At 65.6% G+C, this 15,061-nt stretch carries 12 protein-coding genes; 10 read left to right on the top strand and 2 right to left on the bottom strand.

Going from position 1 to position 15,061, the window contains the following annotated elements; genetic code table 11:
* The first annotated feature begins 14 nt into the window (after positions 1-14).
* The 5 genes from FM113_RS02215 to msrA all read left to right on the top strand — a co-directional run bounded on the left by FM113_RS02215 (position 15) and on the right by msrA (position 7,059).
* Entirely contained in the window at positions 15-824 is an 810-nt protein-coding gene (locus FM113_RS02215) for a DUF2690 domain-containing protein (protein WP_176387049.1), read from the top strand.
* Positions 815-1,597, top strand: a complete 783-nt coding sequence (locus tag FM113_RS02210) for a hypothetical protein (RefSeq protein ID WP_087011048.1) — start codon at positions 815-817, stop codon at positions 1,595-1,597. The genes FM113_RS02215 and FM113_RS02210 overlap by 10 nt, the downstream gene beginning before the upstream one ends.
* A 485-nt stretch (positions 1,598-2,082) precedes the next feature.
* The gene (gene dnaE / locus FM113_RS02205; RefSeq protein WP_087011047.1) at positions 2,083-5,646 is read left to right on the top strand and encodes a DNA polymerase III subunit alpha; all 3,564 of its coding nucleotides are present in this window, start codon (positions 2,083-2,085) and stop codon (positions 5,644-5,646) included.
* A gap of 49 nt (positions 5,647-5,695) precedes the next feature.
* On the top strand, positions 5,696-6,538 hold the full coding sequence (nadE, locus tag FM113_RS02200) for an ammonia-dependent NAD(+) synthetase (RefSeq protein WP_140393267.1): 843 nt from the start codon (positions 5,696-5,698) through the stop codon (positions 6,536-6,538).
* Positions 6,535-7,059 carry a peptide-methionine (S)-S-oxide reductase MsrA gene (msrA, locus tag FM113_RS02195; RefSeq protein WP_087011045.1) on the top strand — a complete coding sequence of 175 codons (525 nt, stop codon included), beginning with the start codon at positions 6,535-6,537 and terminating at the stop codon, positions 7,057-7,059. The genes nadE and msrA overlap by 4 nt, the downstream gene beginning before the upstream one ends.
* Here the strand turns inward: msrA and FM113_RS02190 are convergent, their stop codons facing one another.
* Positions 7,060-7,650, bottom strand: a complete 591-nt coding sequence (locus FM113_RS02190; protein ID WP_087011043.1) for a single-stranded DNA-binding protein — start codon at positions 7,648-7,650, stop codon at positions 7,060-7,062.
* 337 nt (positions 7,651-7,987) lie between these two features.
* Here FM113_RS02190 and FM113_RS02185 point away from each other — a divergent pair, with 337 nt between their 5' ends.
* From FM113_RS02185 to FM113_RS02175, 3 genes are all read left to right on the top strand, one after another.
* Complete coding sequence (locus FM113_RS02185; RefSeq protein WP_254908826.1) at positions 7,988-8,485, top strand: hypothetical protein; 498 nt, start codon at positions 7,988-7,990, stop codon at positions 8,483-8,485.
* Positions 8,486-8,665: 180 nt separating this feature from the next.
* Positions 8,666-10,030, top strand: coding sequence for an NAD(P)/FAD-dependent oxidoreductase (locus FM113_RS02180; protein ID WP_087011039.1), 1,365 nt, complete (start codon positions 8,666-8,668; stop codon positions 10,028-10,030).
* Positions 10,027-11,085: a sigma factor gene (locus FM113_RS02175; protein WP_087011037.1), complete on the top strand. Its 1,059-nt coding sequence runs from the start codon at positions 10,027-10,029 to the stop codon at positions 11,083-11,085. Before FM113_RS02180 ends, FM113_RS02175 begins: the two co-directional genes overlap by 4 nt.
* A 6-nt stretch (positions 11,086-11,091) precedes the next feature.
* On the opposite strand, the gene FM113_RS02170 is transcribed toward FM113_RS02175, so the two are convergent.
* Positions 11,092-11,916 carry an aminoglycoside 3'-phosphotransferase gene (locus FM113_RS02170; RefSeq protein ID WP_087011035.1) on the bottom strand — a complete coding sequence of 275 codons (825 nt, stop codon included), beginning with the start codon at positions 11,914-11,916 and terminating at the stop codon, positions 11,092-11,094.
* Between the two features lie 116 nt (positions 11,917-12,032).
* On the opposite strand from FM113_RS02170, the gene ettA reads away from it, so the two are divergent.
* Positions 12,033-13,715: an energy-dependent translational throttle protein EttA gene (gene ettA / locus FM113_RS02165; protein ID WP_087011033.1), complete on the top strand. Its 1,683-nt coding sequence runs from the start codon at positions 12,033-12,035 to the stop codon at positions 13,713-13,715.
* A gap of 70 nt (positions 13,716-13,785) precedes the next feature.
* A complete protein-coding gene (locus FM113_RS02160; RefSeq protein WP_087011030.1) occupies positions 13,786-14,331 on the top strand; it encodes a thioesterase family protein in 546 nt (181 codons plus the stop codon).
* The last annotated feature ends 730 nt before the right edge of the window (positions 14,332-15,061 follow it).

Raw genomic sequence — 15,061 nt, 5'->3', positions numbered from 1 at the left:
CTATACACATGGGTATGAGTAATCCGGAATCTGAGGGCGGCCCAGACTCAGTCGAGCGATTCGCTGCCGACCTCCGCGAGCTCAGGCTCAGCGCCGGGGATCCGAAGCTGATCGCCCTGAGTGAGCGGACCGGGGTGTCCAAGAGTGTGCTCTCGGAAGCGTTCAGTGGCAGGCGACTTCCCACCGAGCGCACCGTCGCTCGCGTGGTCGAGGACCTGGGCGGAGAACGAGAAGCCTGGGTGGCGCGCCGCTTCGCCCTTGATCCGCGTGGCACCGCAGCAACTGCCGAGAGCGGAGCGAGCCCGGAGCCGGCCTCGCGAAGGTTCTCGGTGCTGCAGACACTGCTGATTGCCGGTGTTGCCGCCGCGCTTGCGGTGGGCGGCACGAGCGTCTTCTGGGCGACCCGCACAGCCCCGGTTCCAGACGCCGGTGCTCCGGAGAACGCAGAGGGTCCCTACCTCGCGGCCGCAAACGGCGTGGATCCGATGCGCACCGCGTGTAAGGACGACGCGATCATCGCGGCGAGCGAGAGTCGCCTGGATCGCCAGGTGCACGTGCAACTGCTGTACTCGAACGACTGCATGGCGGTGTGGGGGCGGGTGACGCGGTACGACGATCGTAGCTCGGGAAATACGCTGACCATGCAGATCTACCCAGAGGGGGATCGCAAAAGTGCTCGCGCTCAGAAACGCACCGCCGAGGGGCTGCAGTCGATGTACACGCCGATGATCGTAGAGCCAGACGTGGAGGCCCGCGTGTGTGGTGCCGCGAGCCTTACCCTTGACGGGGAAACCATTGACCTGGGGCCGGAGCTGTGCGCGTAGCGCGGGCGCGGCGCACAGGGGCGTTGCTCCTCGGGGCCGCGGTGTTTGCTGCCGGCCTCGGCGGCTGCGCCGCGAGCGATCCTACCCCCACGCCGTCGGCTTCGCCCGGCGCAGACTGGGTCCCGTTCGGGGTCTTCTCGAAGCCCGCGGAATTCGTTGAAGAGCCCGCGCTCCCTGGTCCCGCGGACATCGAGGTCCCCGAGGTCGGGATCGTCCACCTGGATGCGGCCGACTTCTTGCCCGATGAAGAGATCTCCGCTCAGGTATTCACCACGACGACAAACGAGAGCGTCCCGATGATTGTTGGGGTCGTGCGTTCCTGGACACCGGGTGGGGGTCGGGAACTCCCAGGCCACGCCACCACGGTGCTGGGCATCGATGTGACGAGCGGTGAGGCCGTCCTGCGCTCGAAGGTTCGGGCGTATCTGGGAAAGCCGCACACCTCCGAGCTTGCGGGCCGCTCAGACCTGGGTGTCGTTGCGGTCGCGGTTGAGGGTGCCATCGACGAGGGGGACCCGCGAGTGATCCGGCGCACCGTCGGGATCGACGCGGCCCGAGGCACGCACGTGTGGAGCCTCGATGGGGGCTACCCCGGCTACGGCGAGGACACTGCGCGGTTGTTTCACGCTAGCTCGCGGGATGCCTGCGCCGAGCGCGTGGAGCGTTACCACGTGGGGAGCGGTCGGATTGTTGCGGTCGATGAGGTTCCTGAGGGAGAAGCTGGAGGTGCTGTCTGTCAGCGTGCGGGCGGCGCTGCATTGTTGCTCGAATAGTGCTCCCATAGCTCCATCACAGGCTATCCTAATCGGCACATTGTGATCGGAAGCTATCCGGTTGGATTGCCTGTTCGGAGTTTCCGGAAACGTCCGGTTCGGCCCGGAACGCCGCAGTTTTCTGCGGCTCGATGCTTCACTCGTGGCAGGGCGATCCTGACTCCTGTGGGCCGCCCGGGGGGACCGAGAGGAACGAGGAACCACGTGCATACACAGGCAACTGAACGACACACTGAATCGCCGATCACGGTGAAAACGCGCGCCGCAAGGGTCAGCAGCGACGACTGGCATCTCCGCGCGATCTGCACAGGTTGGCACACAGTGTTTAAGCTGACGAACCAGCCGGACGCGGCTTACAGCTGCCCCTGGTGCGAGGCTGACGTCCGCTGAGCTGACCCCATCGACACACGCGCCTGACCGCACACCCGGGGCGCCCCGGCCCAGCACGGGGTACCCTGGGGAGGTCGGTGAAAGGGGCCCACTCGGTGTCAGAAAAAGACGGGTTCGTGCACCTGCACGTGCACAGCGAATACTCGATGCTGGATGGCGCGGCGCGCGTCAAACCATTGATCGAAGCAACCGCGGCGCAGGGCATGCCCGCGATCGCGGTGACGGATCACGGCAACACATTTGGTGCCTTTGACTTCTGGAAGACCGCGCGGGATCACGGTGTGAACCCGATCATCGGAATCGAAGCGTATGTCACACCTGGCACGCACCGGAGCGACCGTACGCGTGTCCGCTGGGGCGACGGCGGTGGTGACGACGTCTCAGGTGCCGGCGCATACACGCATATGACGCTGCTGTCCGAAACGACGGCCGGCATGCACAACCTCTTCAGGCTCTCGAGTCGATCTTCGATCGAAGGTTACTACTTCAAGCCGCGCATGGATCGCGAGATCCTGCAGCAGTATTCGAACGGCCTGATTGCCACCACGGGCTGCCCGTCGGGTGAGATTCAAACCCGGCTCCGCCTGGGGCAGTACAACGAAGCGCGCGAGGCCGCCGCGGAATTCCAGGCCATCTTTGGGAAAGAGAACTACTTCTGCGAGATCATGGACCACGGTCTTGAGATCGAGCGCCGCGTCCAGAAGGATCTCGTCAAGATCTCGAAAGATCTTGGGATCCCGCTTGTCGGCACGAACGACCTGCACTACGTTCACGAAGCCGACGCGGAGTCGCACTCGGCGCTGCTCTGCGTGCAGTCCGGATCCCGTCTCGACGACCCGAACCGCTTCCAGTTCAGCGGCTCCGGCTACTACTTGAAGACTGCCGCTGAGATGCGGCACATCTTCCGGGAGATGCCCGAGGCCTGCGACAACACCCTGCTCATCGCCGAGCGCTGCAACTCGGAGTTCAACACCTCCGCGAACTACATGCCGAACTATCCCGTCCCCGCGGGGGAGACCGAGGAGAGCTGGTTCGTCAAGGAGGTCGAACGGGGTCTCGAATACCGCTACCCCGGGGGGATCCCGGACGCCGTGCGCAAACAGGCCGAGTACGAAACCGGCGTCATCACCCAGATGGGCTTCCCCGGTTACTTCCTCGTTGTCGCCGACTTCATCAACTGGTCGAAGGACAATGGGATTCGCGTGGGACCCGGCCGTGGCTCCGGTGCCGGATCGATGGCGGCATACGCAATGCGCATCACCGATCTTGATCCGCTCCAGCACGGCCTCATCTTCGAGCGTTTCTTGAACCCAGACCGTGTCTCCATGCCTGACTTCGACGTCGACTTCGATGATCGTCGCCGCGGCGAGGTCATCAAGTACGTGACCGAGAAGTACGGTGACGAGCGGGTGGCCCAGATCGTGACCTACGGCACGATCAAGTCGAAGCAGGCTCTCAAGGATGCCTCGCGCGTGCTCGGGTTCCCCTTCGGGATGGGCGAGAAGCTCACGAAGGCGATGCCGCCCGCGGTCATGGCGAAGGACATCCCGCTCTCCGGCATTACCGATCCGGACCACGGTCGATACAAGGAAGCTGCCGAGTTCCGCGCGGTGCTCCAGGAGGATCCGGACGCCAAAAAGGTGTACGAAACGGCGCTCGGGCTGGAGGGCCTGAAGCGACAGTGGGGTGTGCACGCCGCTGGTGTCATCATGTCGAGCGATCCGCTGATCGACATTATCCCGATCATGAAGCGCGAGCAGGACGGGCAGATCGTCACCCAGTTCGACTACCCCACGTGTGAGGGTCTCGGGCTGATCAAGATGGACTTCCTGGGGTTGCGTAACCTCACGATCATTTCTGACGCGCTCGAGAACATTCGTTTGAACCGCGGGGTGGATCTCGATCTCGAGCGGCTCGAGCTTGACGACAAGCCCTCGTATGAGCTGCTGGCGCGCGGCGATACGCTGGGCGTCTTCCAGCTTGACGGTGGGCCGATGCGCGGGCTGTTGCGCCTCATGAAGCCGGACAACTTCGAAGACATCTCGGCCGTCCTGGCGCTGTACCGGCCCGGCCCGATGGGCGCGGACTCACACACGAACTACGCGCTGCGGAAAAACGGCCTGCAGCCGATCACGCCGATCCACCCGGAGCTTGAAGAACCGCTCAGGGACGTGCTCGACACCACCTATGGCCTGATCATCTATCAGGAGCAGGTGATGTCGATTGCGCAGAAGGTTGCTGGCTTCTCGCTCGGCGAGGCCGACATTCTGCGACGCGCGATGGGCAAGAAGAAGAAAGAGGAGCTCGATAAGCAGTACGCGGGCTTCGCCGGAGGCATGGCCGAGCGCGGCTTCTCGCCGCCCGCAGTGAAGGCGCTGTGGGATATCCTGCTGCCGTTCTCCGACTACGCCTTCAACAAGGCGCACTCTGCCGCGTACGGGGTGATCTCCTACTGGACGGCGTACCTGAAGGCGCACTATCCGGGCGAGTACATGGCGGCGCTGTTGACGAGCGTCGGCGATTCGAAGGACAAGCTCGCGATCTATCTGAACGAGTGTCGCCGTATGGGCATTCAGGTGCTGCCGCCGGCGGTGAATGACTCGTTTGCAGACTTCTCCGCGGTCGGCGACGACATCCGCTTCGGTCTCGGCGCGATCCGCAACGTGGGCACGAACGTGGTGCAGGCGATTCGTGAGGCGCGCGAGTCGAAGGGCGCGTTTGAGAGCTACCACGACTTCCTCAAAAAGGTGCCACTTGTCGCGCTCAACAAGCGCACGATCGAGTCGCTGATCAAGGCCGGCGCATTCGACGGGCTCGGGGGCACGCGCCGCGCGCTTGTCGAGATCCACGAGCAGACAATCGAGAGCGCGGTCAAGGAGAAGCGCGACGCTGAGAAGGGCAATGTGGGCTTCGACTTCGATAGCCTCTTCGCCGAGGTTGCGGAGGAGGCGGGGGAGTCCCCGGAGGCCTCACAGGTGCCGGATCGTCCCGAGTGGACAAAAAAGGACAAACTCTCCTTCGAGCGCGAGATGCTGGGTCTGTACGTCTCGGATCACCCGCTGCGCGGGCTCGAATCGGCGCTCGCGAAAGAGGCCAGCGCGACCGTGCAACAGGTCACCAACCCGGACGCGTCGCCCGGTTTTGACGGCGAAGTTGTCACGCTGGCGGGGCTCCTCACCGACGTGCAGCATCGCACCGCAAAGTCGGGCAACCTGTACGGCATGGTCACGATCGAGGACTTCAGCGGCGAGATGCAGGCGCTCTTCATGGGGAAGTCGTACCAGGAATTCGGCAGCCTCTTGCAGCCGGATTCGATCGTGGCGCTGCGGGGCAAGATGAATGCCCGTGATGACGGGATGTCAATGCACGCCTACGGGGTGAAGCCGATCGACGCGGGAGTGCAGGAAGACGCGGAAACGCTGATGTTGACGATCTCCGACGCGCGTGCGACCGAAGATCTCATGGATGAGTTGAAGCGGACGCTGATGCGGCATCGCGGAGAGAGCGAGGTGCGGCTGAATCTGATGACATCGACCGCGATCCGCGTGTTCGAACTCCCGCTGCAAGTGCGGGTGTCCGCGGACCTCTTTGGCGAGTTGAAGGGGTTGCTCGGGCCCCGATGCCTCATGCCGTTGGAGGAACTTGTGGCGGCGGGGTGACCCTTCGACGCGTGGCCACGGCCGGAGTAGAGTGGGAAGCGTGAGCGAGATGCAGCAGGAGATTATTCGGGCGCTCGGCCCGGTTCCCACGATTGACGCGGCCGCCGAGGTGGATCGCCGAGTGACGTTCCTCGTGGACTACGCGCGGGCGATCCCGGGAGTGCGGGGCTTTGTGCTCGGGATCTCCGGCGGGCAGGACTCGTCGCTGGCGGGCCGGCTTGCACAGCTCGCGGTTGAACGTCTCCGGGCGGAGGGGCGTGACGCGGAGTTCATTGCGGTGCGCCTGCCGTACGCGGTGCAGCAGGACGAGGACGACGCGCAGCTCGCGCTCTCGTTCGTGCAGCCGGATCGTGCGGTCACCGTAAACATCGCGCCGGGCACGGATGGGATCGCCGAGCAGGTGGCGGTCGCGACGGGGACTCCGCTCACCGATTTCACCCGAGGCAATGTGAAGGCGCGGATGCGGATGGTGGCGCAGTATGCGATCGCCGGCGATCTGGGGCTGCTCGTGATCGGAACGGATCACGCGGCTGAGGCAATCACCGGCTTTTACACAAAGTTTGGCGATGGTGCCGCGGACGTGCTCCCCCTCGCGGGACTCACGAAGGGCCAGGGGGCAGAGATGTTGCGCGCTTTGGACGCCCCCGATCGCCTCTGGCAGAAGGTACCCACCGCGGACCTGCTTGATGATCAGCCGGGTCAGACCGACGAGTCGAGCCTCGGCGTCTCGTACCCGGAGATTGACGGCTACTTGCGCGGCGAGAACGTATCCGCCGCGGCAGCTGAGAACCTCGAGCGCCGGTACCGGGCGACTGAGCACAAGCGCCGCACCCCGGTGACGCCGGACGATACCTGGTGGCGCGGCGATGACGAGCGGAGGGCACAGGCATGAGCACGACATTTGTGGTTGCAGGAGGCTGCTTCTGGTGCCTCGACGCGGCCTACCGGCAGCTACGAGGCGTGACCGATGTACTCTCCTGCTACACCGGCGGCACCACCCCGTCGCCGACGTACGAGCAGGTCTGCACCGGACACACCGGTCACGCCGAGGCTGTCGCTGTCACGTTTGATGCGGACGTGATCCCTGCCGAGGTGATCCTCGACGCATTCTTCACGATGCACGATCCCACGCAGTTGAACCGGCAAGGGCACGATGTCGGCACCCAGTATCGCTCCGCGATGTTCCCTGCGGACGCCGCACAGACCGAGCTGTTCGAGGCGGCTCGGCTGCGCGCCGCCGAGTGGTGGCCGGGGGAGGTCGTGACCACGATGGAGCCCCTCGGCGAGGTGTTCCCGGCGGAGGACGCGCATCAGGACTTCTTCGCGAAGAACCCGACCCAGGGCTACTGCCTCGCAGTTGCGGTCCCCAAGGTGAACAAGGTGCGCGCGGCGTTCGCCGCGTATCTGCGGTAGTCACGCGGCCCCGCGTTCGGGGATTGTGGCGTCTTTCGTGGACGCCCCGGCGTCGCTGGCATCCGCCTGCTCCGAGTCACGCAGCACGCCGGCGGCATAGCCGTGTTGCGTGGGGGTACCGGCGATGCTGGGAACTGGGGCAACCGCGCTCGGGGCACCGCCCGCGGGGTCCGTGGATGTCGGTACTTCGGATGTGCCTTCTTGAGCGTTCGCTGTCTCCGGAAGCTCCTGCGGCCGAGGTGTTGCGCTAAAGCGCGTGGTGCCCCAGCGGAGGTCGTGGCCGAGGCCGTCGGCCTCGAGCTCCACGTTGGTGCCGGAGCGGTCGTCTGCCTTCCAATCGCGGACGCGCAGCCGGCCAGAAACGACCACGCGATCGCCAAGCGACAGCGAGGCCTTGGCGTGCTCAGCAAGGCCCCGAAACGCGTTGACTGTGTACCAGCTTGTCTCGCCATCGACCCAGGAACTAGTGTCGCGGTCATAGCGGCGTGGCGTGTTCGCGACCCGGAATGAGCAGAAGGCGACGTTTGCGGCGGAACGCAGCAGCCTGGGGGTGGTGCCGATTGTGCCGACGATACTGACGGTAGTGGACATGATGGAGCTCCTTTGCCTGGGTGAGAGTGGTGAGCGGGTGGAGAGGCCGCCGCGTATCGGGCCTCCGCTCGCCACAAGTCTCGGTTGAAACGCCAACCCGTGGTCACAATTCCCGGCGTCTGTGGATGACTTGACGTGTGCGCCTCACATCCAGTACCTGTGAGCGACGGACAAGTGCGGCGGGTGAAACCGAGCTCCCTGTGCATGAACGGGAGGGGGGCAGCAACGTGTGCGCGATCGCACAGCACCATCGCGACCGTAGCCGGAATCACCCGGGCCCAGAACGTCTCAGCCTGCCATCAGCTCGTGCTGCGCTGCGTTTGCGTAGACTGAACGGGTGCCCAGAGGAATGAACCGTCCCCGTCGCGCTGCCGCTGCGCTGCTCGCCGTGACCGCATCTGCCGCGTTGCTCGCGGGGTGCTCGCTACTCGAGGGTCCCACACCACAGACGCCGCCGCGCGAAACCCCGGCGGCACCCGAGGTGGCCCCCGAGTTCATCCCAGGCGGAACGGCGGAGGAGAACTTGCCGTACTTCTCCGAGGTGTTGCGCGCGTACGGTTCGGGCACGAGCCCGATTCAGGGCCAGCCCGTCGTAGACGCAGTGGTCGCCGCAGGCTTCGACCCTGCGTTGATGCAGGTGAGCTTCGATCAGAGCAAGACGAACCTCGTCGCCGACAACATCTTCGTGTCGGTGCGCGTCGATGCGAGCTGCCTCATCGGACAGCTCGTGTCAGAGGATCGCAGCACCTTCGCCGTTGTGGAACCCGCGATTGGTCCCAACGGTGACATCTGCTTGATCGGCAAGACCGCGCCCATTGCACAAAACGGTGGGTAGCGGTCCACCCAGCGACCAATCGTGCCTGGCCGTGACCCGTGCTCCGGGCCTCGAACGGTGCCGGTGCCGCCGCTCGACACGGACATGAGGCTGACCTCACACTTCTCGCGCTGAATCGTCAACCCTGATGAGGGGCCAGCGGATTCACCGTCAGCCCAACAGCGAAGGGCAGGGCAGACGATGCGCGAAGCTACGGAAACGCAAGCGAAGACAGGGGACGCGACGCAGGCGAAGACAGGGGGCGCGACGCAGGCGAGCCCTCCGCGTGTGACACCCGCAGCACCGATCGTGGTGATTGGGGCAGGATACGCCGGAGTCACAGCAGCGAACCGACTCCGGGCACGACTCACCGATTCCGAAGCCCAGCGGTGGCCGGTGGTCCTCATCTCCGCCGAGCCGTATTTGGTCGACCGGGTCCGGCTGCACGAGTACGCCGCAGGCACCCATGCTGACGTGCGTGTCCCGCTCGCGGACATCGTGCACTCCGGGGTTCGCTGCATCATCGGGACCGTGACCGAGCTCGATCGAGTGGCGCGGGTACTACGCCTGGCCGGGACCCCCGACACCCTGGATGAGAGGGAGATTCGTTTCTCGCGGGGGATCATCGCTGTCGGTAGCGGAGCGGACGGCGCAAGCCCAGCAGGATCGTGGCATGGGATCCACAATCTCGCGGCCGCAACTCGTCTGCGTGATGAGCTCGCTGCAGCGGCGGGTAGCCAGGCCGGGGTTGATGTCCACGTGGTTGGCGGGGGAACTACCGGGGTCGAGCTCAGTGCCGAGATGGCTGGCCGGCCTGATCCGCCCAGGGTGACCCTGTGGGGTGCGGCATCGGGGTTCGCTGGCATCCCGGCTCGCGGCCAGCGAAAACTCCAGGGGATTCTGAACGGGCTCGGTGTACAGCTGCGCCCGGGAGAGCGAGTTGCAGTGCCCACGGGAGCGCCAGCACTCTGGGCTGAGCCAGTTCCAGCGGTCGCGCAGGCGCTCGGGGGATCACCAAGCCAGCACGGGGCCCACATTGCGGGGAGAACCGCGGGGCCGGGCGATCCTGAACGAATCACTGTGTGGGCCGGCTCGCTCGCGGTCCCAGCGCTCGGGCGCGCCGCTGGGCTTCCCGTAGACGCGTCCGGGCGGATCTTGACCGAAGATACGCTCCGGGTCGCGGGAACGCCTGGACTCTACGCGGCGGGAGACGCCGCGGTAGTACAGGGGCCACGGGGTCGGCACCTGCGGATGAGCTGCGCGGCTGCGATCCCACTCGGAGGACAAGCGGCGGACAACCTGCTCGCCGAGCTCCGAGGGCGAGCGACGCGGCCGGTCGACGTTGGGTTCTTCCAGTGGTGTGTCAGCCTCGGACGCGGGCAGGCGCTTGTCCAATTGGTGAGCCGCGGCGACACGCCGTACGGGTTCGCGGTAACCGGGCCCCTGGCCGTGTGGATGAAGCGATGGATCTGCCGCGGTATCCTCAGATGGCCGGCCCGTGAAGCGCGGCGTCCTGGTTCGGCACCGGCGCTCCCGGGACCGCGAGTGCCGAAGGAGGTGCGATGACGGAGGAACCTGAGCGCGAGCGCACTGAGCGCACTGAGCCCGGCGCGCCCGCTAAGCCCGCTGAGCCCGCTGAGCCCGCCGCGCCTCAGCAGACCAAGTCTCAGGCAGCGGCGCACCCCAACGAGCTTGTAGCCGCTGAGATCGCTGATCGCGGATCCACCGCGGCGCGGCGACTCTTCGGTGTCGCCTACCGCATGCTTGGCTCCGTGCACGACGCCGAAGACGCGTTGCAGGACACCCTCGAGCGGTGGCTCAGTCTGACCCGCGCGGAACGAGCGAAGATCGCGGTGCCACACGCGTGGCTCAGGACCGTGCTCACCAGGCGCTGCCTCGACGTGTTGGCTGCAGCCCCCAGGAAGCGCGAGCAGTACCGTGGAGTCTGGATCCCTGAGCCGCTGCTCCCCGGGGACCCTGGCACACCCGATGCTCGGGATCCGGCTGAGCGCGTGGTGCTCAACGAGACGGTCACCCTCGCGGTGCTCTTTGCCATGGAAGCGCTGACCCCGATCGAGCGGGTCAGCTTTGTGCTGCACGAGGCCTTCGGGGTGCCGTTCCCCGAGATCGCCACCGCGGTTCGGCGCAGCGCGGCGTCATGCCGACAGGCTGCTACCTCCGCCAGGTCCCGCCTCCGGGCGGCGCGAGAGCTTTCCCCAGATCCCCATGCTCACAGCGCTGCCGTCGCCGCGTTCGCGGCCGCCTGCGCAACCGGCGACCTCGACGCGCTCATCAGGGTGCTGGACCCCTCCGTGGTTGTCAGATCGGATGGCGGGGGCCTTGTGCAGGCGGCGCTCAAGCCGGTGTTCGGGGCGGAGCGCGTCGCAGGGTACCTGTTGGGCATCATTCGCATTCAGTCGGGAAAGCGCATGGCTCTGAGTTTTAGTGTCGAGGCGGTGAACGGCCGCGACGGCGTCGTGGTTCGCGAGGCCGGGGAGGTGGTGACTGTCGTCGACTTTGGGCGGGGCCCGGAAGGCATCAGGGAGATCTCGCTCCAGGTAAACCCGGAAAAGCTCAGTCGGGATGGTCTCACCCGCGGCGGGGCACTGGCGCGGGCCTGAACGGTGTTAGCTGAGGTCCCAGAGTAGACGGTAGTAGGCGATGCGCTCGGGATCTGGAGCGATCTCGTATCCCTCATACACAAGGTGATCGAAGCCAGCGCCGTAGTTCCACTCGGTGCTCCACGCCGCGACCGCGAGGTCGGCCCAGCGATCCGCCACGCCAAGCTCCTGGAGGTCGACGTGGGCGAGAAAGCGGCCGGCTCCGTCGAGCAGCGTATTCGGTGCGCACGCGTCGCCGTGGCACACGACCGGGCCGTCGAGCGGCGGAGCATCGGCGAGTCGAGCCCGCGCCTCGGCGACGCTGAGTTGCCGATATTCAGCGGACCAGTGTGCGGGGCCGTCGCCCGCGCGGACCCTGTCCTCGAACTGGGCGATCCGGCGCTCGATCGACCACGCGGCGGGGGCCTCCGAAACCGGCAGCTGCTCGTGCAGGACCCGAAGGCCGACACCGATGGCCCGGGCCGCGGTCTCTGGCTCAGCGATCCAGCGCGGGGAGACCGCTGACTCCCCATTGAGCGCGGCGGTGACCAGCCACGATCCGGCAGCGTCAGATCCGTGATCCAGCACGCGCGGGACCGCTGCGCCATGCGCCGCCGCCCAGGCGAGCCGATGAGCCTCCTGCGCGAGATCGATCTCGGGAGTTCCGGCCGCCGTCCACTTCACGAAGCGCGCTTCCGTGCCCGCGGGGCCTGGGTCGCGGAACGTTACGCCGCCGAGTCCGTTGATCCAGACCGAGGTGAGTTCTCGTCCCGCAGTCAGGTCAGCGACGCGTGGCGGCACCGGGACGGGCGCATCCGGAATCGCGGCGAGTGGTGTGGGGCGGCTGTGCATACAAACGAGTCTCGCAGGTCCGCGGGCGGGTGGCCCGACCCACACGGTAGAGTGGCCGTATCCAACATTGACTTGCACACAGGGAGTTCGGGGCGCCACGGGCGCACGGAAAACATATGGCTGAGTACATTTACCAGATGGTTCGCGCGCGCAAGGCGCACGGCGACAAGGTGATCCTCGACGACGTGACCATGGCGTTCCTGCCGGGCGCGAAGATCGGCGTGGTCGGGCCTAACGGTGCCGGTAAGTCCACGATCCTGAAGATCATGGCGGGGCTCGATACCCCGTCGAACGGTGACGCGATCCTCACACCGGGGTACACCGTCGGCATCCTGATGCAGGAGCCGGAGCTGGACGAAGAGCTCACAGTGCTCGAAAACGTGCAGCAGGGTGTCGCCGAGATCAAGGGCAAGCTGGACCGCTTCAACGAGATTTCTGCGGAGATGGCGAACCCGGACGCTGACTACGACAAGCTCCTGCCCGAAATGGGTGAGCTGCAGGAAGCGATCGACGCTGTTGACGGCTGGGACCTCGACAACCAGCTGGATCAGGCAATGGACGCGCTGCGCTGCCCGCCGCCCGAGGCGATCGTCTCGAACCTGTCCGGTGGCGAGAAGCGCCGTGTTGCGCTCTGCAAGCTGCTACTGGAGAAGCCTGACCTGCTGCTCCTCGACGAGCCCACGAACCACTTGGACGCCGAGAGCGTGCTGTGGCTCGAGCAGCACCTCGCGAAGTACCCGGGTGCCGTCATGGCCGTGACGCACGACCGGTACTTCCTCGACCACGTCGCCACCTGGATCTGCGAGGTTGACCGCGGACGGCTGTACGCCTACGAAGGCAACTACTCCATGTACCTGGAGCAGAAAGCTGCGCGTCTTGAGGTGCAGGGCAAGAAGGACCAGAAGATGCAGAAGCGTCTGAAGGAAGAGCTTGAGTGGGTTCGGTCCAACACGAAGGGCCGTCAGGCGAAGTCGAAAGCGCGTCTGGCTCGCTACGAGGAGATGGCGACCGAGGCCGAGCGCACTCGGAAGCTCGACTTCGAAGAGATCCAGATCCCCGCGGGCCCCCGCCTGGGCAGCATCGTGCTTGAAGCAAAGAACCTGAACAAGGGCTTTGACGGGCGGACGCTCATCGACGGGCTGTCGTTCTCGCTTCCGCGCAACGGCATCGTCGGCATCATTGGCCCGAACGGTGTGGGCAAGACCACGCTGTTCAAGACGATCGTTGGAGTCGAGCCGCTTGACGGTGGCGAGCTGAAAATCGGTGAAACTGTCAAGCTCAGCTACGTCGACCAGACTCGCGGGGGGATCGACCCGAAGAAGACAGTGTGGGAGGTCGTGTCTGACGGCCTCGACTACATGAAGGTCGGAAACGTCGAGATTCCGTCACGTGCATACGTCTCGACATTCGGGTTCAAGGGTCCGGACCAGCAGAAGCCTGCCGGCGTGCTGTCCGGTGGTGAGCGCAACCGCCTCAACCTGGCCCTCACCCTGAAACAGGGCGGCAACCTGCTGCTGCTCGATGAGCCGACAAACGACCTCGACGTCGAAACGCTGTCGAGCCTGGAGAACGCGCTCCTCGAGTTCCCCGGTTGTGCTGTGGTTATCACGCACGATCGGTGGTTCCTGGACCGCATCGCGACGCACATCCTCGCGTACGAAGGCACCGAAGAGAACCCGGCGAACTGGTACTGGTTCGAGGGCAACTTCGAGGCGTATGAGGCCAACAAGATCGACCGGCTCGGTGCTGACGCGGCGAAGCCGTCACGCGTCACATACCGCAAGCTCACCCGCGACTAAGCGGATCGAGAGCCCGATTCCCTTGGGGGAGTCGGGCTCTCGTCGTTTCACCTGAGAGAGGGGGCGTCGGATGGCGCGTACCAGTATTGACATGGAGCTCCGTTGGGGCGATCAGGACGCCTACGGACACGTGAACAATGTCGCGTTTGCGCGGTTCCTCGAAGAGGCGCGGGTGCGAACCTTCTGGCTGGGCTCCGGGCGCGAGCGCACAGGCATGGAGCGCCACTTCCGCGGTGACGACCCTGCGGGGCCGAAGATGCTCGTCGCGAACCAGCAGATCGAGTTCCTGCGTGTGCTCGAATACTCGGAGCGCCCTATCACGGTGGAACTATGGATCGGGAAGCTCGGCGGATCGAGCCTTGAAGTGCACTATGAGATCGTCGAGGGCGTGAGCGACAGCAGCGGTGCGAGCAGTGCCAGCGGTGCCGGTGGTTCCACTGGTGCCAGCGGTTCCACTGGTGCCGGCGGTTCCACTGAGCGCAGCGTGGTCGCCCGCGCGATCTCTCACATCGTGATCGTGCACGGCGAGACGATGCGGCCGATCCGGCTATCCGATGAGGGTCGTGCCTCCGTCTCAGAGTGGATGGATGAACCCGTGCAGATGCGACGCGGGTAGCCGCGAAAGCGCCCTGGTCTAGAGCAGCGGGGCGCCTGAGCGAGGTGCCGGAGCAAGGTGTCAGAGCGGGGGCCGTGCTCGGCCGACGTCGCGTAGCGCTGAATCTCGCTGGACTGTACTGGCCGTCACTAGATTTCGCTGAACACCGCTGAATTTGCTCAGCGCTTTGCGCTTTGAGTTCTGCGCTTTGCGCTTTGCGCTTCGAGTTCTGAGCTCTGCGCGTCATCCGAGCTCCACGGGGAGCAATGAAGCGTATTGCGGAGCACCGAGAAGCAATGCGGAGCCCTGAGAAGCACAGCGGAGCCCTGAGAAGCACAGCGGAGCCCTGAGAAGCACGGCGGGCCCTGAGAAGCACGGCGGGCCCTGAAAGCACAGCGGAGCAAGCAGGAGCACCGCAGAGCAAATAGGGGCACCGAGGAGCAACTAGGGGTACCAAGGTGCACCGCGAAGCACTGAGGTGCACCGAGAAGCACTGCGGAGCTCCGAGAAGCACCGCGGTGCCATGAGAAGTACAGCGGAGCAACCAGGGGCACCGCGGAGCACCGAAGAGCGTTGTTCCGCGAGGCGTCGGGCTGGCGGGCTTTAGTGGCGACTCGCCATACTCCATGCGCGTCGCGCGCGTGTGGCGTGTGGGCATGCGCTCAGAACGGGTGCGGTGGTTCGCGGTCCCTCGCTGGTTTGGCCTGGGCCTGGGGTTGGGCCTGGGCTTGTGGTTTGGGTTGGTGTTCTG

The organism is Leucobacter sp. 7(1), from assembly GCF_900163635.1.
In the GTDB taxonomy this organism is placed as follows: Bacteria; Actinomycetota; Actinomycetes; order Actinomycetales; family Microbacteriaceae; genus Leucobacter.
Note: the sequence above shows the minus strand (reverse complement) of the source record. Positions and strands in the feature narration are given on the sequence as shown.